The organism is Psychromonas arctica (assembly GCF_036697365.1).
GTDB lineage: Bacteria > Pseudomonadota > Gammaproteobacteria > Enterobacterales > Psychromonadaceae > Psychromonas > Psychromonas arctica_A.
Genome location: NZ_JBAHZA010000003.1, coordinates 76,589 through 100,537, shown reverse-complemented (window position 1 = coordinate 100,537; position 23,949 = coordinate 76,589). Strand labels below are relative to the sequence as shown.

The following is a 23,949-nucleotide window of genomic DNA, read 5'->3' as shown; positions in this document are numbered from 1 at the left end:
ACTATCTGCAACAAAATACAAACTCATTTCATTAAATAATGCAATGAGTTTGTTAAAACGGTTCAAAAACTTATTTTTTTATCATTACTGATTGTTTAACAGGAAAAATGCTCAATATAAGCAATAATAGTTGAAAGGAAATAATCTTCATAAGCAGGATGTTGATGATTGATAACGAAGAATATGGATATCGCCGTACCACATTACGCGTTTTACTAATTGTAACCATTTTCGCTGCAAGTTTTTTTGCAGTGAATAACTGGATAGCTGGCTTTAATCTTTTTGCTGTTATAGAAGGGATTGTTGCTGCTTTTTGGTGTGTGATTTTAGTTATTGCTAAAAGTACAAAACATCTAAAACGGTGGTCTTTTGTTTATTTGTGTACTTTTTATTTTTTGGTGATTTACGGTATAATGATAACCACTTTTAAAGCAGGGTTATTTTCCTGGCTATTTATTTTCCCTATTCTGTCATATCTATTATTAGGCTTAAAAGCAGGTACTTGGATCACTTTTATCAGTGTCTCTGGTGGTTTAGCAGTTTTGGGTAATATGGTTTTGGTTAATAACCATGGTATGCACTGGATTGTTATGGGAAATGTAGGATTTACACTCGCAACTATCTGGTCGATGGTATATGTCTATGAATCCAAACGAGAGTATATTTTTAATCATTTAAGAGAGCAGGCGAGAAAAGACCCTCTCACTGGTTTGCTTAATGTAAAAGCATTAAATGACACGCTTGCTGATACCCTAAAAACTGCACAACGACATTCTTATCCTGTTACCTTAGTTTATATTGATATTAATGATTTTAAGCTAATTAACGATAAATTAGGGCATCAAAAAGGCAATGAAATATTACTTTCTGTTGCGAATATCATCACAGAATTGACTCGAGTTGAAGATTACGCGTTTCGTTACGGAGGAGATGAGTTTTGTATTATTTTTCCTAATTGTGTGCACGAACAGGTCCGACAAACTTTTGGTGTACGCCTAGCGGAAAGAGTTAATTTAAGTTTAAATCAATTAACCATGAGCATCGGTTATGCTCAAACTGGACCCAGTGAATTTTGCTCTCCAGATTCTCTCATCCATAAAGCAGATAAAAATATGTATATCATCAAGTCTATTTTTAAATCTGGGGATTCATTTAATGAATGGAAAGAAATTAATGAAGCGAGTTAATAGTTAAGGATACAACTCAATTGCTTATTTTTATTTTCTTTTTTGACGCTTACCTAGTAACAATTAGTTTTAGTTAAGAAAAGTAAGCAATGTTGAGTTTTAGTTTTTTATAAAAATATAAATCACTCGACATTGCTTAGCATCTTTTTTACTTAAAGCACTTCAAAAGATTCTTTTTCCAACATCTCAATCAATGAAATCAATGGCAGCCCGATTAAACTGTTTGGATCTTTACCTTCAAAGCGGCTAAATAAACTAATACCAAAGCCTTCGCTCTTAAAGCTACCTGCACAATTGTATGGTTCTTCTTTGTGTAAGTAGTTAGTGATCATTTCATCCGATAGTTCACGGAAATAGACATCATAAGGTTCAACTAAAGACTGCACTTCACCGGTTACACTATTCACTAAAGCTAAACCCGTATAGAAAGTGACGTGTTGACCACTAGCTGCTTTTAATTGTTTAAAGGCATTGTCAAAGTTACCTGGCTTACCTAAAATGTGACCATTGTTTAAGCACACTTGGTCTGAACCAATGATTAAAGCATTAGGGAAATCACTGGTTACTGCCTTTGCTTTTGCTATTGCTAGTCTTTCTACTAATTGAATGGCAGTTTCACCGGGTAATTCATCTTCGTTAACCTGTGGGTTAGCTGTGGAAAAGTCTATATGTAGCTTTTCTAACAGTTGTTTTCGAAATGGCGAAGTCGATGCTAATACTAGCTTTTGTGGCATATTGAATCCTAATTATGTGTGAAAATAAGTTTATTTTAAGGACTGTGAAAGAATAAAGCGATAGTTGAATAAAAACTTAAGAAAAATAACGGTTTTTCTTTGACTATATTGAACTCTATCTATATTATTCGCGACCATGCAAAAGGTTAAACTACCGATTAGCGTTGATTCTGTTCGCGCTGCTAATAATAGATTGGAGCTAAATGCTAGCCTCGAAAAATCTTTATTAAGCAGATTAAGAGAGTCAACAAACAGTATTCACTCTGATATCGATGTACACTTTTCTTTTGAAGTTGATCAGCAAAGGCTGAGAATATTTCATGGTAAAGCAAGCGTCGCAGTAGAACTCACTTGTCAACGGTGCAATGAGCCTATGACTTATCAATGTGAAGCTGAATTTACGTATTGTCCTGTTCTGAATGAAGAGCAGGAAAATAATTTACCAGACGTTTATGAACCCATTTATTACGATGAAAATGGGGAGGTAAATCTTCATCAAATAGTTGAAGACGAACTGTTGTTAACACTTCCACAGATTGCAATGCATGCAATTGAGGATTGTCAATACAGTGACTACGAAAGTAGCTTTGGCGAAATTGAAGAAGAACAAGAACGTCCTAACCCATTTGATGCTCTAGCTCAGCTAAAGCTCAAGTAACAAGCAGGAATTTTTAAAATGGCAGTACAAAAAAGTCGTAAGACTCCTTCAAAACGCGGTATGCGTCGTTCACATGATGCACTAAGTGCACCTACTTTAACTGTTGATAGTACTTCTGGTGAAACTCACCGTCGTCATCACGTTACTGCTGACGGCTTCTACAAAGGCAAAAAAGTAATCGAAAAGTAAGTTACTACTTTGCGTAACTTTACTATTGCGCTTGATGCCATGGGGGGTGATTTTGGCCCCCATATTTCTTTACCCGCAAGCTATGAATCCCTACAACTTCATTCAAACTTAGTCATCATAATTGTCGGTGATGAGCAGCAAATAAACCCCTTATTAAAAAAATATCATTTACTCGAACACCCTCGTGTTAAATTAATGCATGCACCTGAAACCATATCAATGGAAGATGATCCTGTTTCAGTGTTACGTCATCGCTCACCCTCTTCAATGCTAATTGCACTACAATTAGTAGCAGATGGAGAAGCTGATGCATGTGTTAGTGCGGGTAATACTGGCGCATTAATGTTGCTATCTAAGCATATATTGAAAACGCTAAAGGGAATATCAAGACCTGCACTTGTTTCTGCGTTACCGAATAATCGTGGTGGACACAGTTACATGATGGATTTGGGAGCAAATTTACAGTGCGGTTGTGATACTTTATTTAACTTTGCATTAATGGGTAGTGTACTTTGTGAGAAGGTAGAACAAGTGAGTTCACCATCTATTTCTCTATTGAATGTAGGGCGAGAAAGTAACAAAGGAAGCGATGAGATCAAACATTGTGCAAGTTTACTCAACAAAACTAAATATATTAACTATATTGGTTTCATTGAAGCAAATGAGCTGTTTGATAGTCCAGCTGATGTTGTAGTCACTGACGGATTCAGTGGCAACATCGCATTAAAAAGTTATGAAGGCATGGGACGTGTTTTTATAGCACAATTAAAAAAAGCCATGAATGCAACTTGGTATAGCCGTTTACTTGGTAAGTTATTAAATCCATTGATAAAAAACCAATTAAAACATTTACACCCAGATCTGTATAATGGAGCCAGTTTAATAGGGTTACGTGGCATTGTTGTAAAAAGTCACGGGGGCGCGAATATTGAAGCATTCACTTGTGCAATAGAACAAGCCATTAAAGAAATTCAATGGCAGATACCAACTAGTATTAGCGAAAGGTTGGCGTCTGTCTTAGCAGAGCGAGATTGTTTATTACATGAATAGCAAAATTATAGGTACGGGTAGTTATTTACCAACAACAGTACGCACCAATCAAGATTTAGAGAAGATGGTCGATACTAGTGATGAATGGATTACCGTACGCACTGGGATTAAAGAACGTCGAATTGCAAGTGAACAAGAAACGATCGCGTTTATGGGAACGAAAGCTGGTGAGCAAGCGTTAGAAGCTGCTGGTTTAGTTGCAAGTGATTTGGACTTAATTGTTGTTGCTACAACAAGTAATCATAATGCCTTCCCATCTGCTGCTTGTGAAGTTCAAAATCTATTGGGTATTTATGATATTCCTGCATTTGACGTATCAGCTGCATGTGCAGGTTTCACTTATGCGCTGAGTGTCGCTGATAATTTTATCAAATCAGGTAGCACAAAAAATGTGCTAGTGATTGGGGCAGATGCATTAGCCGCTACATGTGATCCAGAAGATCGTAGTACTATTATTTTATTTGGTGATGGTGCGGGCGCTGTTGTACTAACAGCGACTGAAGAAGTAGGTATTTTATCTACTCATATCAATGCAGATGGTCGTTTTGGTGATTTATTAAAGTTACCAAATGTTGAGCGTGGGAATGACCAAACATTAACTAACTCATATTTATCAATGGCTGGAAATGAAGTATTTAAAGTAGCGGTGAAAAAACTGAGCCAAGTAGTAGTGGATACATTAGCTGCAAACAACATTGAAAAAGACAAATTAGATTGGCTAGTACCACATCAAGCTAATCAACGCATTATTGCTGCAACAGCTAAAAAACTAGGTATGTCTATGGATCAAGTTATCTTAACACTTGATAAACATGGTAATACCTCAGCTGCTTCAGTACCACTCGCCCTGGATGAAGGGGTAAAAAGTGGAAAAATTAAACCGGGCCAATTAGTGTTATTAGAAGCATTTGGTGGTGGGTTTACTTGGGGAAGTGCATTAGTCGTAATGTAACAACTGGCATATTTCAAGTAACAAAATAGATAAGCGATACATTAATGAGATCGTAAGAATTAATTTTAGGAATTAAACATGACAAACTTTACATTTGCCTTTCCTGGCCAAGGTTCACAAAGCTTAGGTATGTTGGCTGATTTAGCTGCTACTTACCCTGTAGTAGCTAATACATTTAAAGAAGCAAGTGATGTGTTAGGTTACGATCTTTGGACATTATGCCAAGATGGGCCTGCAGAATCATTAAATCAAACTGATAAAACACAACCTGCATTATTAGCCGCTTCTGTTGCTATTTGGAGAGTGTGGGCTGAAATCGGTGGTGAAAAACCAACAACGATTGCAGGGCACAGTTTAGGTGAATACTCTGCATTAGTATGTGCTGGTGTCATTGATTTTAAAGATGCAATCAAGTTAGTTGAGTTACGTGGTCAGTTAATGCAACAGGCTATTCCAGCTGGTGTTGGCGCAATGTACGCAATTATCGGTTTAGGTGATGCGGAAATTAAAGCAGCTTGTGAGCAAGCTGCACAAGGTGAGGTGGTTTCTCCAGTAAACTTTAATTCACCTGGTCAAGTCGTTATCGCGGGTAATAAAGACGCCGTTGAACGTGCTGGTGTATTATGTAAAGAAGCAGGCGCTAAACGAGCATTGCCATTACCAGTATCAGTACCTTCGCATTGTGCATTAATGAAACCGGCAGCAGATAAGTTAGCGGTTGCATTGCAAGATATTACTTTTAATACCCCTACGATTGCGGTGATTAATAATGTTGATGTAGCGATTGAAACTGATGCGGACAAAATCAAAGATGCGCTTGTACGTCAATTATATTGTCCAGTTCGTTGGACTGATATAGTAGTAAAAATGGCTGAGCAAGGTATCAACTTACAAGTTGAAGCAGGCCCTGGTAAAGTATTAAGTGGTTTAGTTCGTCGTATCGAAAAAAGTTTTACTGCACAAGCAATCAACGACACAGCAAGTTTAGCGGCTGCATTAGCTGCTGTTAAAGGAGAATAAGAATGAGTATGCAAGATCAAGTTGTTTTAGTAACAGGTGCTAGCCGTGGTATTGGCCGAGCAATTGCTGAAAGCTTCGTCGCATTAGGCGCAACAGTTTTAGGTACAGCAACAAGCGAAAGCGGTGCTGCAGCAATCAGTGAATATTTAGGCGATGCTGGTAAAGGTTTTGTCTTAAACGTCACAGAAACAGAGTCTATTGAAGCATTATTTGCTGACATTAAGAAAGAGTTTGGTAGTGTGGATGTGTTAGTGAATAACGCAGGTATCACACGTGACAACCTATTAATGCGTATGAAAGACGCAGAGTGGGATGACATCATTGGTACTAACTTAACGCCTATCTTTAAATTGAGTAAAGCTGCACTTCGTCCTATGATGAAGAAGCGTGCTGGACGTATTATTAATGTAGGCTCTGTAGTTGGTACAATGGGTAATGCTGGTCAAGCTAACTATGCGGCTGCTAAAGCAGGCGTAATTGGTTTCACTAAATCATTAGCACGTGAAGTTGCAAGCCGTGGTATTACTGTTAATACAGTTGCACCTGGTTTCATTGAAACAGATATGACTAAAGCACTAAATGAAGAGCAACGTGCAGCTACTTTAGCTAATGTACCTGCTGGCCGTTTAGGTGATCCAAAAGAGATTGCTGCTACTGTTGTATTTTTAGCCTCTGAAGGTGCGGCTTACATTAACGGTGAAACAATTCACGTTAATGGCGGCATGTACATGGTTTAATTTTTTGCCTAACTTTGTTGAGCAAATAAGCAATTAACTCAAAAAGATAGATATTCTATTAATTTATTGATTAAAACCTTAAAATACTGGTCTAACCAGTGATAGAATACTTGAATATTAAACGCGATAGAATAAACTACCGCAACTTAACGCAAATGCGTAATTACATAGGAAGATAAAAAATGAGCAATATCGAAGAACGCGTAAAGAACATCATCGTTGAGCAATTAGGTGTTCAACTAGACGAAGTTAAAAACGAAGCTTCTTTCGTTGACGATCTTGGTGCTGATTCACTAGACACAGTTGAGCTTGTAATGGCTCTAGAAGAAGAATTTGATACAGAGATCCCAGATGACGAAGCAGAGAAAATCACTACTGTTCAATCTGCGATTGATTACGTTGTTAACAACGGTTAATTTCTCACTATAAGTGCAGAAATATCTAAAGGCGGTCTTGTGACCGCCTTTTGTCTATTTAAACATTAATAAATTGACCTTAAATAATAGCTAAGTATTTTAAAACACCAATCACACTAATCTCGTGTTCTATATTTCTGGTTAAAATAAATTATTTCTTGTTGTAAGTTTTGTGAAAAATACATTATTTCATTAACTTACCTCACAAATTAAGCCATTTTTTATTTTATGTAATATTAACAACATGGATTTAATATACATTGGTATAAAAAATTTTTAGTTATTATTTTTATAGCTTTATTTTAGGAGAGTCTAGTGTCAAAGCGTCGCGTTGTAGTAACCGGTTTAGGGATAATCTCACCAGTAGGTAATACGGTTGAGCAATCATGGCAGGCTATTCAATCTGGTCAAAGTGGAATTTCAAATATTGAACACTTTGATACTGAAAAGTTTTCAACTAAATTCGCTGGTTTAGTTAAAGACTTTAACGTCGAAGAATATATGCCGAAGAAAGAAGCACGTAAAATGGATTTATTTATCCAATACGGTGTGGCAGCTTCTGAACAAGCATTACAAGATTCAGGCCTAGAAATTACAGAAGAAAATGCAGAGCGAATTGGTGTTGCAATTGGCTCTGGTATTGGTGGTTTAGGTGTTATCGAGCAAAACAAAGATAATTATAATAAAACAGGACCACGTAAAATAAGTCCTTTCTTTGTACCAGCAACTATCATCAATATGATTTCAGGTCATGTATCAATTAATAAAGGCCTCAAAGGTCCAAACATCGCCGTAACGACAGCTTGTACTACAGGTACTCACAGCATTGGTTTAGGCGCACGTATGATCCAACATGGAGATGCTGATGTGATGTTTGTAGGTGGTGCTGAAAAAGCATCAACTGAAATGGGGATGGGCGGATTCGGTGCTGCACGTGCACTTTCAACACGTAACGATTCACCAGAAACTGCAAGCCGCCCTTGGGATGAATCTCGTGACGGTTTTGTATTAGGTGATGGTGCAGGTGTATTAATTATTGAAGAATACGAACATGCTAAAGCACGTGGTGCAAAAATTTACGCTGAAATGGTTGGCTTTGGTATGAGTGGTGATGCTTACCACATGACGTCACCACCAGAAAGCGGTGCCGGTGCAGCATTATCAATGAAAAATGCTATTCGTGATGCAGGTATCGATGCTTCTGATATTCAGTACATCAACGCACATGGTACATCTACACCAGCAGGTGATATTGCTGAAACACAAGCAGTAAAAAGTATTTGGGGTGATGCATCAAATTCAGTAATGATGAGTTCAACTAAATCAATGACAGGTCACTTATTAGGTGCTGCTGGTGCAATCGAAGCTATCTTCAGTGTATTGGCACTGAAAGACCAAGTTGCTCCACCAACGATCAACCTTAAAAACCCAAGCGAAGGTTGTGACTTAGATTATGTAACAGATGGTAAAGCACGTCCTGCGAATATCGAGTATGCACTGTCAAACTCATTTGGCTTTGGCGGTACAAACGGCACGTTGATCTTCAAACGCATCTAGTAAGATTAAATCAACGGTTTGTTGGTTGCTGATTTTAAAAACCCGATACATAAGTTCGGGTTTTTTTATACCTAAAAATTGTCCTTTAAAAGTGTTTAGATGCAGTAATGATGTATTGCTAATTAGTACGATGACTATTATTTTTAATCGGCTATTTAGTGAAGCAGTGATTATGCGTATAATCCTTTATTCAACTTTACATTGGATGAGTAACTTCATGTTAATTAACGGTATTATCAGCGAAGCCATTGATGCTACTGATCGTGGTTTAGCTTATGGTGATGGATTATTTTCTACTATCAAAATTGAACACGGTGACGTGAGTGATTGGTCATTGCATTTGCAACGACTTAAAGACGGAGCTAAGCGTTTATTTTTTCCTGATGTTAATTGGGAATTATTAGAATCAGAAGTCTTCAGCAGTGCGCAATCAGTTGCAGAACATCCTCATCATGTATTAAAGGTGATCTTGACGAGAGGCAGTGGTGGCCGAGGTTATAGTGCAAGTGGTTGCAATCAAACAGTGCGAATTATCAGTTTGTCAGCATTTCCGGAGCAATACCTTATATGGCAACGATCAGGGATTACAGTAGTGCAATGTCAAAGTCAATTAGGGCGCAATAAACAGCTTGCTGGTTTAAAGTCATTAGCACGATTAGAGCAAGTATTTATTAAGCAAGAGTTAGTAGATTTAGGCGCTGTAGAAGGCTTGGTTTGCGATGAACTTGGCCACGTTATTGAAGCTTGTAGTGCAAATGTTTTTATCTACTTAGCGGGGCAATGGATCACTCCAAAGCTCAATTATAGCGGTGTCGCTGGCGTAATGAGAGCACGTATTTTAAACCTAGAACACATATGTGTAATTGAAAAAGAGATCACCTTAGCTGACATTCATCAAGCAACATGCTTATGTTTAACTAATGCACTTATGGGCATTGTTGCGGTCAGACAATATCAAGATAGACATTATTCAGTAGAGGATCTTAAGCCTGTCACTGAACTACAAACATTGCTTAAGCAAGGAAGTTAATTTATATGATCAAGAAAATTGGTTTAGCAGCAGCCTTATTAATTGTTATTGTAATAGGCATGATTGGTTGGGCAAAACAGCAAGTCGATAGTTATTTAAACACTCCTCGAGTGGCTGAAACACAATTATTTACCTTGGCCGAAGGAAGTTATTTTTCACATTTAGCACCACAATTAATGGAGCAAGGTTTATTAGATTCGGACCGTTGGTGGAAAGTGGTCGCTAAGTTACACCCTGAATTAACACATCTTAAATCAGGTACTTATCAACTACCTGAAGCCGCATCTTTACAGCAGATATTAACCATTTTAAACAGTGGACGAGGTTATCAGTTTAAAGTCACTTTTGTTGAAGGCAGTACCTATAAAGATTGGCTGAAAACGTTAAGTAAAGCTGAAAGAATTAAACCTATTGTAGAAGATGAACAGGCTATTTTAGCTAAGTTAGGTAGTACATCATCTAAATTAGAAGGGTTACTCTTCCCTGAAACCTACCATTATTCTGCTGATATGAGTGCCTTTAGTATTATCAAAAAAGCTTACTTACATCAACAAACGGTCGTTGAAAAACTATGGGCAGAAAGAGATAAAAATCTACCTTATAAAACACCTTATGAAGCTCTGATCATGGCTTCAATTATTGAGAAAGAAAGCGGCCTAGCGAATGACAGGGACAAAATTGCTTCGGTATTTGTTAATCGTTTAAAAATAGGGATGCGTTTACAGACCGATCCAACCGTTATTTACGGTATGGGTGACCGCTATGATGGGCGTATTCGTAGTAAAGATTTAAGAGAGAAAACGGCTTATAACACTTATACTATAGCTGGATTACCTCCAACACCAATTGCAATGCCGAGCGAAGAAGCACTTTATGCTGCTTTACACCCTGCTGATACTAAATATCTGTATTTTGTTAGTAAAGGTGATGGCAATTCTTACTTTTCTAAAAATTTAAGAGAACACAACAATGCCGTCAATAAATATATCCGAGGAAAATAAGATGCCAGCATTACAAAAATTAGCGGGTAAATTTATTGTTATTGAAGGGTTAGAAGGTGCTGGTAAAAGTACAGCTATTCAATACATTCAGGATTGGTTGCAACAAAAAGAGATCACCGAACAAAATATTGAATTAACCCGTGAACCAGGTGGTACAGTCCTTGCCGAGAAAATGCGAGATATTGTCAAAATGGATGTTGTAGGTGAGCAGCTTGATGATAAAGCCGAACTGTTAATCATGTATGCGGCACGTGTACAGCTAGTTGAACATAAAATTAAACCGGCTTTAGCAGCAGGAAAAGTAGTGATTGGTGACCGCCATAATTGGTCCTCTTTAGCTTACCAAGGTGGTGGGCGCGGTATCGACTTACAATTAATTAATGATATAAAACAAGTAGCTTTAGGTGATTTCAAAGCTGACTACACGCTGTTCTTAGATATTGAACCAGAATTAGGGTTAAGTCGAGCAAGAGGACGTGGAGAGTTAGATCGTATTGAACGATTAGCTATCGACTTTTTTAATCGCTCTCGAGCAGTGTTTCAACAGCTCACAGAACAAGAAGAAAATGCTGAATGTATCGATGCTAGCCAGGATTTTGAGCAAGTAAAAGCAGCGATTCACCTGCAACTTGATCGTTGGTACGCGAGTTTATAAATGGCTAATATAAAAGCAACATCAGAGGTGATTGAATCGAGCTTTGAACAAGTGTCAACACCTTGGCTGACGCCTTTCTACCAACAGTTACAGCAGACTTATCAGCAGGGACGATTTGCACATGGTCTGTTATTTACAGGCAGTGCTGGTATTGGTAAATATAAGTTAGCGCAACAATTAGCACAGTATCTTTTATGTACTAACAAGCAGCATGATGATGCTTGCTTTGAATGTCATTCCTGCAAGCTTTTTAGTGCTCATAATCATCTTGATTATCATTTTTTAGTTGCTGAAAAAAACAAATCGATTGGTATTGACCAAGTTCGTTTGCTGACAGAAAAACTCAATGAGCGACCTCAGTTAGGCAATAACAAAGTAGTATTAATTAAAGGTGCTGAGCAACTTACTGAAGCCGCTGCAAATGCCTTATTAAAAACATTAGAAGAGCCGCAGGGTGATAGTTATCTGATTTTGCTAGCAAGAACGCATCATCAATTAATGCCAACGTTACTAAGCCGATTACAGCAAACTCATTTACATAGCCCGGATGATCAAACCTTAATTAATTGGTTGTATAAATTGGGTTATCAAGTGAGCGACCTAGGCGTGTTACGTTGGTTTCAAAATAGTCCGTTAGCATTATTAAACCATTTGAAAGCATTGCAACAAGATGCAAGTTTAGATACACGTAGGCAATGTGTGGAAGGTGTTTTTAATATGCTCTATCAACCACAACAGTTATTTAGTTTTTCACGCTTATTGGCCAATGATGCAGAGCAAAATTTATTACTGCTTTTTCATCTATTACATGATACTCATAAGTTAAAGCTTAATACTGAGCAGCTTAATCAGGATGCTATCTATTACTTTGCATTACCACAGTTACAACTTTGGCAAGCCCAGTTAAGCTTTAAAAGTTTGCGAATGTTAAGCCAAGAAATATTAAAAACACGTAGCTTATTAACCGAGCACAATGCATTAAAGAAAGAGTTATTGATAAGCGCTTTATTGATTAAAATAAAGAACGAATTTAAGGAAACACATTATGTTAGTTGATTCTCACTGTCACCTTGACCGATTAGATTACACCAAAAAGCACACGGGTATTGCCGACGTGATTGAAAAGGCACAAGCAAAAGGGATTAATCACCTACTCAGTGTTTGCGTTACATTAGAAGATTACCCTGCGATGGCTGAAATGATCAAACCTTACGATCAAGTGTCAAGTACCTGTGGTGTGCATCCTTTATATAAAGAAGCAGTGATGAATGAAGATTTATTGCTTGAGTATGCAAGTGCTGAAAAAGTGATTGCTATTGGTGAAACCGGCTTAGATTATTTCTATTCTCCAGAGACAAAAGAGTGGCAAATCGATGCATTTCGTAAGCAGATCCGTGTCGCGAAAAAACTTAACAAACCTCTAATCATCCATACTCGTGGCGCACGTGAAGATACCTTGGATATTCTTCGAGAAGAGGGCGCTGAACAAGTCGGTGGTATTTTACATTGCTTTACCGAGTCTATCGAGATGGCTGAAGAAGCGATGCAAATGGGGTTTTATATTTCAGTGTCTGGTATTGTTACCTTCAAAAATGCCAAAGAATTACAAGCTGTGATAAAAGCAGTGCCGCTAGATCGGTTGTTAGTAGAAACTGACTCGCCTTATTTAGCACCTGTGCCACATCGAGGTGAAGAAAATGAACCAGCTTACACCTACAACGTAGCGGAGTTTGTTGCTGACCTAAAAGGCGTTTCATTTGAAGAGCTAGCTGCAGCAACCACTAATAACTACTTCACCTTATTTAAAAACGCAAAACGTTAATTAGCCGATTATAATCTAGGAGTTTTCATGCAAACAGTGTTATTCGATGGACAACCTATTAGCCCTTCAAAAGTAGTCTGTATTGGTCGTAATTATGTTGAGCATATTGCTGAATTAAATAATGAAGTGCCTACAGAGCCAGTTATTTTTGTGAAACCGAACTCTGCGATCAGCACTGAAATTAAAACTCATGCGGTGGACGCTATTCACTATGAAGCAGAAATCTCCTTCTTGATGGATGATAATCAGTTTGTTGGTGTTGGCGTTGGCTTAGACCTAACCAAGCGAGAAGTACAAAGTGTGCTTAAAAGTAAATCTTTACCTTGGGAGCGTGCTAAAGCTTTTGATGCTTCTGCGGTATTTTCAGAGTTTGTTAGTTTTGAGCTGCCAGTGGATTCATTAAGTTTAGTGTTATCGATTAATGACCAAGTGATTCAACAGGCCAACTATCAATTGATGATCTACAAACCTGCTGAGATAGTCACAGCAGTGAATGAGTTTATGTCCTTTGAAAAGCATGATATTTTAATGACTGGTACACCAAAAGGAGTGGGTAAAATTAACCAAGGTGATAAATTCACCGGTCAAATTTTTTCTCAAGACACACTTTTAGTCTCGCAAAGTTGGACAGTCTTATAAGGTGTATTAAGCACTCATCCTATTAGGCACTGGAAATGCACAAAATAATTATGCATTTCCAGCCTTTTATCTACCGCAAACACACCTCAGCACTAGCCATATCTATTTGATCTGCGTAAAATTACAGCCATATTTTTTATCACTTGTATAAAGTAGAGTAAATTGAATGCAGCATCTAGATGAAATCGTTGCTAACGCGCAACAACAGATCGAAAACGCCGCAGATACTAATGAATTAGAAGAGATTCGTTTACAGTATCTGGGTAAAAAAGGCCTAATGACTGAGCAAATGAAAGGCTTAGGTAAATTACCACCTGCTGAGAAACCAGCTGCAGGTCAATTAATTAATAAAGCAAAACAAGCGATTCAAGCGGTATTAGTTGAACGTAAAAAAGGTATGGAAGAGGCAATTTTAAATGCCCAACTAGCCTCAGAAACGATTGACGTAACACTACCTGGTCGTGGTAGTAAGCAAGGTAACGTTCACCCTGTAACTCGTACCACTGATCGTATTGTTGAGTTCTTTAGTGAGCTAGGTTTTGAAGTAAAAGATGGCCCTGAAGTTGAAGATGGTTACCATAACTTTGATGCATTGAATATTCCACCGCATCACCCTGCACGTGCTGATCACGATACTTTTTACTTCAACCCTGATTTAGTACTTCGTACACAAACATCAGGTGTGCAAATCCGTACTATGGAAGCGCAGAAGCCACCAGTACGTATTATTTCTCCTGGACGTGTTTACCGTAATGATTACGACCAAACACACACACCAATGTTCCATCAAGTAGAAGGCTTGATGATTGCGGAAAACGTAAGCTTTACACAGCTTAAAGGTATTTTGCATGACTTTTTGCATAACTTCTTCGAGGAAGATTTAGAAATTCGTTTCCGTCCATCTTACTTCCCATTCACAGAGCCTTCTGCGGAAGTAGATGTGAAAGGTAAAAACGGTTGGTTAGAAGTACTAGGTTGCGGCATGGTTCACCCAAGCGTATTAAAATCAATGGGTGTTGATCCTGAAAAGTATTCAGGTTTTGCCTTCGGCATGGGTATTGAGCGTTTAACAATGCTACGTTACAACGTTAACGATTTACGTTCATTCTTTGAAAACGATCTTCGTTTCCTCAAGCAATTCAAATAAGGGTTAATAATAATGAAATTTAGTGAAGCTTGGTTACGCGAGTGGGTTAACCCAGAAATTACACGTGATGAATTAACACATCAAATCACTATGGCAGGTCTTGAGGTCGACGACGTTGATCCTGTTGCTGGTGAGTTTACTAAAGTATTAGTTGGTGAAGTGGTTGAATGTGGCCAGCACCCTGATGCAGACAAATTACAAGTGACTAAAATCAATATCGGTGAAGAAGAGTTAATCGATATCGTTTGTGGTGCTAAAAACTGTCGTTTAGGTCTTAAAGTAGCAGTCGCGGTTGTTGGTGCTGTTTTACCGGGTGACTTTAAAATAAAAAAAGCAAAACTACGCGGTCAGCCATCTTTTGGCATGTTGTGTAGTGAGTCTGAGTTAGGCATGGCAGAAAGTGCTGAAGGTATCATTGAACTACCTTTAGATGCGCCTATTGGTCAATGCGTTCGTGAATACTTACAACTAGATGATGTGATTATCGATGTTGATTTAACAGCAAACCGTGCAGATTGTTTAGGCATTGCTGGCCTTGCTCGTGAAGTAGCAGTATTAAATAGCATTGAAGCAACACAACCAACTTGGGAAAACGTTGCGGTATCAATTGATGACCAAGTGGCTATCAACTTACAAGCGCCTGAAGCTTGTCCTCGTTACCTTGGTCGTGTAATCAAAGGCATTAATCAAAATGCAACAACGCCATTATGGATGGTTGAAAAACTACGCCGTTGTGGTGTGCGTAGTGTTGATGCTGTGGTTGATATTACTCAGTATGTTTTACTAGAGTTAGGTCACCCGATGCATGCCTTTGATTTATCAAAATTAGAAGGCGGTATTGAAGTTCGTTTAGCTAATCAAGATGAAGAACTTACATTATTAGATGGCAAAGAAGTTAAATTAAATGCAGATACATTAGTGATTGCAGACCAATCAAAAGCCCTAGCGATGGCAGGTATTTTTGGTGGTCAAGATTCTGGTGTACAAGAAGGTTCAACAGATATCTTCTTAGAAAGCGCTTTCTTTGCTCCGCTAGCAATTGCAGGTCGTGCACGTAGTTACGGTTTACACACAGATGCTTCCCATCGTTATGAACGTGGTGTTGATCCATTATTGCAAGTAACTGCAATGGAGCGTGCAACGCAGTTATTAGTTGAAATTTGTGGTGGTCAAGTTGGTCCAATCACAGAAGCTGTGAGCGAAGCAAACTTACCAAAACAAGCAACTATTGAATTACGTCGTAGCAAACTAGATCGTTTAATCGGTATTTCAATTGATGCAGAGCGTGTTCAGCAAATCTTGACGCAACTAGGCTGTGAAGTAACTGAAACGACCGAAGGTTGGTCTGCAGTTGCACCAAGCTACCGTTTCGATATGGAAATTGAAGAAGACCTAATCGAAGAAGTAGCACGTGTTTTTGGTTACAACAACATTCCAAATATTGCGCCACAAGCTGCATTAACCATGCCTGCTCACAATGAATCACGTTTAAAATTATCTAAAATCCGTGATGTGTTAGTGAACCGTGAATATCAAGAAGCAATTACTTATAGCTTTGTTGACCCTGACAAACAACTTAAGTTACATCCAGAAGCAGATGCGCTTATTTTACCGCATCCAATCTCTAAAGATATGTCAGCAATGCGTGTTAGTTTGTGGACTGGTTTATTAGAAAGTGTGTCTAAAAATCAAAAGCGTCAGCAGAATCGTGTGCGTCTATTTGAAACAGGTTTACGTTTCATTAAAGATGAACAAGCTGAAAACGGTATTCGTCAACAAGCAATGTTATCAGGTGTAATTATCGGTAATGTTAGTGATGAACATTGGTCAATAGAAACACGTGCTGCAGACTTCTTTGATCTTAAAGCCGATTTAGAAGCCGTATTGGATTTAACGGTTGATGATGCTAGTTTTGAGTTTAAGGCAGAAAAACACAGTGCATTGCATCCAGGACAATCAGCGGGTATTTACCGTAATGGTGTAAATGTTGGTTATATCGGTAGCTTACACCCAAGTTTGAAGAAACCTTTTGCATTAAATGGACAAGCTATTGTTTTTGAAATAGAAGTTGATAGTATATTAACTAGACAACTACCTCAAGCTGGTGATATTTCTAAGTTCCCTGCGAACAGCCGAGATCTTGCTTTTGTTGTAGATGAACAAGTAAATGCAGGTAAGGTCCTAAAATTTATAGAAAAAATTGGCGGTTCTGAACTAGTTAGCATAAACTTGTTTGACGTGTACCAAGGTCAAGGCGTTGAAGAAGGTAAGAAAAGCTTAGCAATAGGCTTAATATTACAAGATTCTACACGTACCTTGGAAGAACAAGAGATTGCTGACAGCGTTAGCTCGATAGTTGAAGCGGTTTCTACGGAGTTTAATGCATCTTTGAGAGATTAATTTATGGCACTGACAAAAGCTGAAATAGCAGCACACTTATCGGAAGAAATTGGATTAAGCAAACGAGAAGCAAAAGAGTTTGTAGAATCTTTCTTTGAGGAAATTAAATCAACACTTGAATCTGGTTCACCAGTTAAAATTTCTGGTTTTGGTGGTTTCGAGCTAAAAGACAAAGGCGAACGACCTGGTCGTAACCCTAAAACGGGAGAAGATATCCCGATTGAGGCTCGAAGAGTTGTTACCTTTAAAGCGGGTCAGAAACTGAAAGAGTTAGTTGAAACTAGCTTATCAGACAAACCTAACAAATAATTAATTAGCATTTCGCTATTATTTATAAATCTGGTTTAGCCATTTGCTATCTAGAAAAAGTCGCTTTGCGGCTTTTTTTTTACCTAAAATTTGGCTTTCTCAATATATACCATTGGTATTACATGAGCTCAGACACACATTTGTCATACTGTTCAGATTACAATGTTATAGAAAGTGAAGGTGACCTCTTTGCACTTTCAACCTTCCCAAGCTAGTAATGAACATTAAATATTAGCAAATTAACTAGAGCGAATAATTAATGTTATTGGTAATAAACAATCAGGGCCGAAGATTTGAGCGAATATAAAAAAATAGTGGTATTAACTGGAGCAGGCATTTCAGCCGAGTCAGGTATTGATACATTTCGTAGTAAAGATGGTTTATGGGAAAAATTTAGACTAGAAGATGTGGCCACGCCGGAAGGGTACCATCGCGATCCTAAATTAGTCTTAGATTTTTATAATCAGCGTCGAAAACAGTTTTGTTCGGGTATTAACCTCCCTAATGCCGCGCATCATGCCTTAGTTGAATTAGAGCAAAAATTTGATGGAGACTTTTTATTGGTAACACAAAATATCGATAACTTACATGAGCAAGCGGGATCGAAAAGTGTGTTACACATGCATGGAGAGTTATTAAAAGCACGTTGCCCTAGTTCTAATCAATTAGTGCAGTGGCTAGGTGATTTAAATAGTGATGATCTGTGTACTTGTTGTCAGTATCCATCTCCACTGCGCCCACATATTGTTTGGTTTGGTGAAATGCCGATAGGTTTAGATAAGATTTATCATCATTTATCTGAAGCAGACCTATTTATTGCCATTGGGACTTCAGGAACAGTTTATCCGGCTGCTGGTTTTGTAGAAGAAGCAAAAAGTAGCGGAGCGGAGTCCATTGAGATTAACCTTGAAGCCAGTGAAGTACATAGCCACTTTGACCAAGTTAAACAAGGTAAAGCATCGCAGTTAGTACCAGAATTGGTTAAACAAATTTTAAGTTAATTGCTAGGTCTTGGTAGTTTTATTAAAAATTTAAATCGACTTAGCCAAGTATGAATAAACTTGAAATGCTATCAGAACCCCCTACAATGACTCGCTGCTGAACAGCTGTTATTTCATTTAGGGAAGTTACTAGATTATGAGTTCAAAATATTTTGTATTGGGCGGTGATATTAAAAAATCGCTGACTGAAGGGTACCATTTAGATTTAAAAAAATTGCTAAGCGATGGCTTCAAGGTCACTCGTAAACATTTTTTACCGCTTGTCTCTGCATGCCTTTTTATCATGTTAGCCTCTTTCTCTTTGTTAAGCTTATTTATAGATACTGATACTTCATTAAGCGACCCTAAAGTTATTGCCTTATTTTTTGTATTTGCATTGCTAATAGCGCCACCGCTTATGACGGGTTTAATTATGATGGGCGTTCATCATTCGGTAGGGCTTAAAACCAACTCTTTCCATCTTTTTCATTACTTTAAAATGTTATTAAAATTGTCATTGGCTGCGATGATGGTTAATTTAATGACCAATGCCGTTAGTATGGTGTTTGGACAAATATTTGGTAGTGCAGGGTTTGTATTATCTGTACTTGTTTTACTTTATTTAAAAATGTCATTCTGCTTGGTCTATCCATTAATTGCAGAAAAGAAAGCATCTCCTGTGACGGCTTTAAAATTGTCCTTTAAATTAGTACATAAAAACATTGGTCAATTTACACAGTTATTGGTTATTTTTTGCGTGTTATTTGTATTTGGTTTGATTACCTCTGGCATTGGTTTATTGTTTGTCATTCCTTACTGCATTAATGTATTAGGGATTGTTTATCGCCAAATATGTGGGGTCAGCATTGCAGTGACCGATACAAATGATCATGATTCTGGTCCTGATGATAGCTCTGGCTCTGATTCAAGCTCCGGTTCTCGACATGGCGGTTTTGAAGCTTAAACTGATTATTCCTAAGGGTACGAGTCCTCTCTACCCTTAGTGATACATTTCTTTACTGTACTTAATACCTATTTATCTCTTTCCATAAAAATCACTCTATTTTTTAATAACTATCAACGATCTCATTTTTATGATTAATTGGTTAAAACTAACTAAGTCATTGATTAAATCTATTTAAATAAACTAAAAAACAGTGAACTTAATCTAACGAGTCTGCGTATCACTTATAAGATGCACAAATAATGAATAATTGTGATAAATATCAAATTTTATTGGCGTTCTTAAACACATTCTGCTTAGATGAACACACACTAAAAAATAAAAATGTTGTAGGAGTTATTTTTGAAATTCACGGATAAAAAAGCAATCTTGTTTGACCTAGATGGTACTTTAATTGATAGCGCACCAGATTTAGCATTAGCTATCAACCACATGTTAACCAGTATTGGTCGAGAGGAAATATCACCTGCTATTATTCGCTCTTGGGTAGGTAACGGAGCAAGCGTTTTAGTACAACGCGGTTTATCTGGGCAAACTGAAATTGACCCAGATTTAGATCCTGTATTATTAGAAAAGTCTTTAGCCATTTTCTTAGATTTTTACGCTAAAAACCTTTGTGTTGATACAGTGATATATCCTAATGTGGTTTCATCTCTTCACGCATTGAAAGACAAGGGCTACCAACTTGCAATTGTGACCAATAAACCTTATGACTTTATACAGCCAATCCTTGATGGTTTATCATTGAACGGACTGTTTTCGTTATTAGTTGGTGGAGATACCCTAGAAAAACGTAAACCTGATCCACTACCTTTACACTACGCTTGTGAGAAATTAGGTGTAACTGCAGAGCAGTGTGTCATGGTAGGTGATTCTAAAAACGATATTTTAGCCGCTAATGCAGCGAATATGCAGAGTATTGGTTTAACTTATGGTTATAACTACGGCGAAGATATTAACGAGCATGGGCCTGATGTTAGCTTTGATGATTTTGCAAATATCATTGCTACACTTTAGGACACTAATCAAATTTAACTGATTGGTTTCCCTCTTTTTTACGCAAATATGAACGGTTTAATAGTGACTAGAAGCGATATGTCTGATAAAAAAATTGCAGTAATAGGCGGTGGCATTGCAGGAGCATCAATTGCTCTGTACTTGAGTGAAATTGGCTTAAAAATAGATTTATTTGAAAAGGGTACAAGCCTAGTCAATGGTCCACCAATTTGTCACCTACATGCGGGCGGCAATCTATACAGAGAGATACCTGACGAACAATGCGTTACTCTATTAGAGGAATCGATTGAAGCGCTACGTTTGTATCCTGATTCTATTGATTATCGACCAACGGTAATTGCAATACCTAAGCATGATCCTGGGCAACCATTGGATCTATTACCAAGGTTAACTTTATTACAGAATGAGTATCAAAAACTGATCGATAAAGACAGTGGTAATAAAGTATTAGGCGAAGTAAATGAATACTACCGTTTAGTCGAGTTAGAAGAGTTAGAGCACCTTGCAACGCTAGAGGAGCAAGAGGTTCCAACTACTGCTGACCAATGGTTGATTCCTTTTGCTAAACATACTGACTTATCTTTGCTTAAGTTCCCAGTCGTACTGGTGCAAGAGTTTGGCTGGAATGTATTCCGTTTAGGTGCAACGGCTGCGTTGTCTTTAGAGAAGAATAGTAACTGTCAAATTCATCTTAACAGCAAGGTAACCAAATTAACGCAGCAATCAGAAAAATGGCAGTTAAATTACACTGAAGATAGTGTAGAAGGCGAGTATGAATTTGATTATGTGATCAATGCTGCTGGTTTTAGAACCGGTGAAATTGATGACTTAGCAGGATTTCATCGAGATCGTTTAGTAGAATTTAAAGCCGCTTACGTTACGCATTGGGAAGGTACTGGTGGCTTCTGGCCTGAAGTTATTTTTCATGGCACACGTGGCACGCCTCAGGGGATGGCTCAATTTACCCCATACCCGGGTAATCTAGTGCAATTGCATGGCATGACTGAGGATATTACTTTATTTAAAGACGGTTTAGTTGAAAATACTGAAAATAGCTCTCAGCCCCAGCTAGATGCTAAGTTTTTACGAAAAATAGATAAAGGTTGGTTAGAGCAAGAAATCACTGCAAGAGGACAGTTGTCGATAGATTTTCTATCACAGTATATACCTGCTTTTAAAAATGCTAGCGTTGCAGGTAAGCCTTTATTTGGTGCGCAGCAAATACCAGGTGATGACTCAACGTTACGTACCGCAGGTATCTCTTTTGAAGGTAATCATTATGCGCGTTGTGAAATAGTGAAAGCTTCTTCGGTACTAACCTGTGCTGATGCATTAACTGAAAAGTTAGCTGAACTAGGTTTTGTCGATAAACAGAAGGTAGGTGCTCGTTTGTTCCCAATCACTGACTCGATTAATGATGAAGCGATTACACAACGATCTGAAGTTTATACCCAAGAACGCGGTTATCCGATTGCCTTAGCTTATCGTAATATCAAGCAAGAAGAAGTGTCTTACGTTTAGATAATAAGCTTATCGAATACCTAGCTTCAAATAAAAATCCCATGACTTAACAAGTCATGGGATTTTTTTGTTTATTGTCTTTACTATTTCAAACTGTTTTAACAGTCTGCGCAGCTCATATTTCATCTTTATTGTTAATAAGTGATTTTTATTTGTCATAGATTTAAAGTGTAATCGAAAGCCTTAATTGTTTGATTTTTATGTGTTATAAATATTTTTATTTTACCTTGTCAAATTAATGCATTTAATTTTAACCAGTAATATAGGTTTTTGATTTAATGAGTTTTATCTTAAAGATTTAGTACATTGTCATAAACAGTGATTCAAGATCCCACACAAAAGAGAATGATATGTTACGAGATACAATAAAAAATCTAACTTATTTTAATACAAGAGTTGAAAAGTCAGTCTCGAATGTTAATAAATGGGCATCTAGAATAATAGCAGAGCAATATACTTCCGCCCAAAGGCTGGAAGCGGCTTATCGATGTATCGAAGATGTAATGTATTTAATACATCAGCGTTATACCCGTGGCGATGAAGTATCTGATTTGAAAGCCGAACTTCAAGCATTGCTTTCTTACCGTATCCAACAAAAGCAATGCGCTGATGCATTACCACTTAAGGAACAAAAGCAACGTATCGGCTGGGAAGAAATTAGAAAGGATCATATGGGTAATCTATTTCTTAAATGGTTAAGCTTTGCTTACTGCCTCGATATGGGGGAAGTTTATTATAAACAAGTACTCGATTTAATCGCTAATCAAGGGCAAGATGCTTTATTAGATGAAATCGCCGTACAACTTGGTGATACTGAACGATCTGTTAGTGAGTCATTATTATATAAAACGCGTTTTAATAAACTTTATAAAGTAATAAAGGCCGCACCTGATAAACGACCTAAATTAATGTTAGCGTATTTGGATGCCTGGTATAAATTAGAAGGTAGCCCTCAGTTTCACGTAATGACTAATGACTCATATTATGGTTACTGGAGTTGGGAAGCCGCTTTGGTCACTAAACTTTACGGAATTGACGACAGCTTATTCATTGACCATGAATATTACCCGAAAGATTTAGTACATTGGAGCGAGCAGTGATTAGAGATAGTCGTCGAGATGTAACTTATTTCAACAAATTGTTGATTGATTTAGATATTGCGTTGCAAGAAACACAGCAGGCTTTGGATGATAAGGTTTTTACCTCTATTTCTCTGCAAGTTGATGCAGCCCAGCAGTTGTTTCAATTGTCCATTATGCGTGCGGTTGCGCATTATTCTGCCGGTAGTGAGCTTGCTACGATTAAAACCGCGGTATTAGCAATATTGGATTACCGCCGTCAATTATCGACTACGGCCGATAAATTGCCATCTGCACACCAATGTTACCGTTATGACTTTGAAAAATTGGGTGAATGGGGCGAGGCTTGTGGCTCTGCTAATATTAATCGTTATATTTATGTGTTGTGGTGGCTAACGTTGTTAACTGCCTGTGATGTAGAACAATCACATATTGATAGTGTGCTAGAGCTTGTTTGTGTTGATGAAAATGATGCGCTATTAGCCCGTATTACGAGTAAATTAGGGCGTGTTAACACGGCTTGTCCTGATAATTTATACTATCCAGAAACTTATCAGTCGTTATATGACGCAATTACAGCTTCACCTCTGGAGCAGCCTGCGTTACTCGGTAAGTTTATTAATGAATGGTATGACAGTTTAGAAGAGGCCGATTGGTACGAAAATCATGATTGCGATTGTGAATTTGTTTATACAGATTACTACATTGGATATTGGTGTTTTGAAGCCGCTTTAGTGGTGAGCTTATTTAACTTGTCTAACCCTATAGGTAATAACGAGTTTTATCCTAAAGGCTTGTTGTCTGATATTTAAAGTAACTTGAGAACTATCTCAGTTGGGTGCTTTTGATGATTAAAGCTAATTCTTTTTGTTAGTGCTTATTACG

The 23,949-nt window shown here is 37.7% G+C and carries 25 protein-coding genes; 24 read left to right on the top strand and 1 reads right to left on the bottom strand.

Translation table 11 applies throughout. From position 1 onward, the window contains the following. Positions 1 to 164 precede the first annotated feature (164 nt). Positions 165 to 1,187, top strand: coding sequence for a GGDEF domain-containing protein (locus tag V5290_RS04510; RefSeq protein WP_333382317.1), 1,023 nt, complete (start codon positions 165 to 167; stop codon positions 1,185 to 1,187). Between the two features lie 152 nt (positions 1,188 to 1,339). Here V5290_RS04510 and V5290_RS04505 read toward each other — a convergent pair whose 3' ends face one another. Then, complete coding sequence (locus tag V5290_RS04505; protein WP_333382315.1) at positions 1,340 to 1,921, bottom strand: Maf family protein; 582 nt, start codon at positions 1,919 to 1,921, stop codon at positions 1,340 to 1,342. A 136-nt stretch (positions 1,922 to 2,057) separates the two neighbouring features. On the opposite strand from V5290_RS04505, the gene yceD reads away from it, so the two are divergent. The 23 genes from yceD (at position 2,058) to V5290_RS04390 (ending at position 23,876) form a co-directional block, all read left to right on the top strand. Beyond that, a complete protein-coding gene (gene yceD / locus V5290_RS04500; RefSeq protein WP_333382313.1) occupies positions 2,058 to 2,579 on the top strand; it encodes a 23S rRNA accumulation protein YceD in 522 nt (173 codons plus the stop codon). A gap of 18 nt (positions 2,580 to 2,597) precedes the next feature. Beyond that, positions 2,598 to 2,768: a 50S ribosomal protein L32 gene (gene rpmF / locus V5290_RS04495; RefSeq protein WP_025562454.1), complete on the top strand. Its 171-nt coding sequence runs from the start codon at positions 2,598 to 2,600 to the stop codon at positions 2,766 to 2,768. 9 nt (positions 2,769 to 2,777) lie between these two features. After that, the gene (plsX, locus tag V5290_RS04490) at positions 2,778 to 3,818 is read left to right on the top strand and encodes a phosphate acyltransferase PlsX (RefSeq protein ID WP_333382311.1); all 1,041 of its coding nucleotides are present in this window, start codon (positions 2,778 to 2,780) and stop codon (positions 3,816 to 3,818) included. Further along, positions 3,811 to 4,770 (top strand): beta-ketoacyl-ACP synthase III, encoded by a 960-nt coding sequence (locus V5290_RS04485; protein WP_333382309.1) that lies wholly within the window; start codon positions 3,811 to 3,813, stop codon positions 4,768 to 4,770. Before plsX ends, V5290_RS04485 begins: the two co-directional genes overlap by 8 nt. Positions 4,771 to 4,848: 78 nt before the next feature. Further along, positions 4,849 to 5,790: an ACP S-malonyltransferase gene (fabD, locus tag V5290_RS04480; protein WP_333382307.1), complete on the top strand. Its 942-nt coding sequence runs from the start codon at positions 4,849 to 4,851 to the stop codon at positions 5,788 to 5,790. Positions 5,791 to 5,792: 2 nt separating this feature from the next. After that, the gene (gene fabG / locus V5290_RS04475; RefSeq protein WP_220149731.1) at positions 5,793 to 6,527 is read left to right on the top strand and encodes a 3-oxoacyl-ACP reductase FabG; all 735 of its coding nucleotides are present in this window, start codon (positions 5,793 to 5,795) and stop codon (positions 6,525 to 6,527) included. A gap of 182 nt (positions 6,528 to 6,709) precedes the next feature. Further along, complete coding sequence (gene acpP, locus V5290_RS04470) at positions 6,710 to 6,943, top strand: acyl carrier protein (protein ID WP_025562459.1); 234 nt, start codon at positions 6,710 to 6,712, stop codon at positions 6,941 to 6,943. A 315-nt stretch (positions 6,944 to 7,258) separates the two neighbouring features. Beyond that, positions 7,259 to 8,500 (top strand): beta-ketoacyl-ACP synthase II, encoded by a 1,242-nt coding sequence (gene fabF, locus V5290_RS04465; RefSeq protein ID WP_333382302.1) that lies wholly within the window; start codon positions 7,259 to 7,261, stop codon positions 8,498 to 8,500. A gap of 172 nt (positions 8,501 to 8,672) precedes the next feature. Beyond that, a complete protein-coding gene (pabC, locus tag V5290_RS04460) occupies positions 8,673 to 9,530 on the top strand; it encodes an aminodeoxychorismate lyase (protein WP_333382300.1) in 858 nt (285 codons plus the stop codon). Between the two features lie 5 nt (positions 9,531 to 9,535). Further along, on the top strand, positions 9,536 to 10,531 hold the full coding sequence (gene mltG, locus V5290_RS04455; RefSeq protein WP_333382298.1) for an endolytic transglycosylase MltG: 996 nt from the start codon (positions 9,536 to 9,538) through the stop codon (positions 10,529 to 10,531). A gap of 1 nt (position 10,532) precedes the next feature. Next, a complete protein-coding gene (gene tmk / locus V5290_RS04450) occupies positions 10,533 to 11,186 on the top strand; it encodes a dTMP kinase (RefSeq protein ID WP_333382296.1) in 654 nt (217 codons plus the stop codon). Next, positions 11,187 to 12,242: a DNA polymerase III subunit delta' gene (holB, locus tag V5290_RS04445; protein ID WP_333382294.1), complete on the top strand. Its 1,056-nt coding sequence runs from the start codon at positions 11,187 to 11,189 to the stop codon at positions 12,240 to 12,242. It begins immediately after the preceding gene. Next, the gene (locus V5290_RS04440; RefSeq protein ID WP_333382293.1) at positions 12,232 to 13,008 is read left to right on the top strand and encodes a TatD family hydrolase; all 777 of its coding nucleotides are present in this window, start codon (positions 12,232 to 12,234) and stop codon (positions 13,006 to 13,008) included. The genes holB and V5290_RS04440 overlap by 11 nt, the downstream gene beginning before the upstream one ends. Before the next feature lie 27 nt (positions 13,009 to 13,035). Next, positions 13,036 to 13,647 carry a fumarylacetoacetate hydrolase family protein gene (locus tag V5290_RS04435; protein ID WP_333382291.1) on the top strand — a complete coding sequence of 204 codons (612 nt, stop codon included), beginning with the start codon at positions 13,036 to 13,038 and terminating at the stop codon, positions 13,645 to 13,647. Positions 13,648 to 13,813: 166 nt separating this feature from the next. Next, positions 13,814 to 14,794: a phenylalanine--tRNA ligase subunit alpha gene (gene pheS, locus V5290_RS04430; RefSeq protein WP_333382289.1), complete on the top strand. Its 981-nt coding sequence runs from the start codon at positions 13,814 to 13,816 to the stop codon at positions 14,792 to 14,794. Positions 14,795 to 14,806: 12 nt separating this feature from the next. Then, on the top strand, positions 14,807 to 17,194 hold the full coding sequence (gene pheT, locus V5290_RS04425; RefSeq protein ID WP_333382287.1) for a phenylalanine--tRNA ligase subunit beta: 2,388 nt from the start codon (positions 14,807 to 14,809) through the stop codon (positions 17,192 to 17,194). Positions 17,195 to 17,197: 3 nt separating this feature from the next. Further along, positions 17,198 to 17,503 (top strand): integration host factor subunit alpha, encoded by a 306-nt coding sequence (locus tag V5290_RS04420; protein ID WP_113820660.1) that lies wholly within the window; start codon positions 17,198 to 17,200, stop codon positions 17,501 to 17,503. A 293-nt stretch (positions 17,504 to 17,796) separates the two neighbouring features. Further along, the gene (gene cobB, locus V5290_RS04415) at positions 17,797 to 18,504 is read left to right on the top strand and encodes a Sir2 family NAD+-dependent deacetylase (RefSeq protein ID WP_333382284.1); all 708 of its coding nucleotides are present in this window, start codon (positions 17,797 to 17,799) and stop codon (positions 18,502 to 18,504) included. Between the two features lie 136 nt (positions 18,505 to 18,640). Then, entirely contained in the window at positions 18,641 to 19,447 is an 807-nt protein-coding gene (locus tag V5290_RS04410) for a hypothetical protein (protein WP_333382283.1), read from the top strand. A gap of 342 nt (positions 19,448 to 19,789) precedes the next feature. Continuing rightward, positions 19,790 to 20,464 carry a phosphoglycolate phosphatase gene (locus V5290_RS04405; protein ID WP_333382281.1) on the top strand — a complete coding sequence of 225 codons (675 nt, stop codon included), beginning with the start codon at positions 19,790 to 19,792 and terminating at the stop codon, positions 20,462 to 20,464. 78 nt (positions 20,465 to 20,542) lie between these two features. Continuing rightward, a complete protein-coding gene (locus V5290_RS04400; protein ID WP_333382280.1) occupies positions 20,543 to 21,985 on the top strand; it encodes an FAD-dependent oxidoreductase in 1,443 nt (480 codons plus the stop codon). Positions 21,986 to 22,335: 350 nt separating this feature from the next. Next, positions 22,336 to 23,085 (top strand): PoNe immunity protein domain-containing protein, encoded by a 750-nt coding sequence (locus V5290_RS04395; RefSeq protein ID WP_333382278.1) that lies wholly within the window; start codon positions 22,336 to 22,338, stop codon positions 23,083 to 23,085. After that, the gene (locus V5290_RS04390) at positions 23,082 to 23,876 is read left to right on the top strand and encodes a PoNe immunity protein domain-containing protein (protein ID WP_333382276.1); all 795 of its coding nucleotides are present in this window, start codon (positions 23,082 to 23,084) and stop codon (positions 23,874 to 23,876) included. Before V5290_RS04395 ends, V5290_RS04390 begins: the two co-directional genes overlap by 4 nt. Positions 23,877 to 23,949 lie beyond the last annotated feature (73 nt).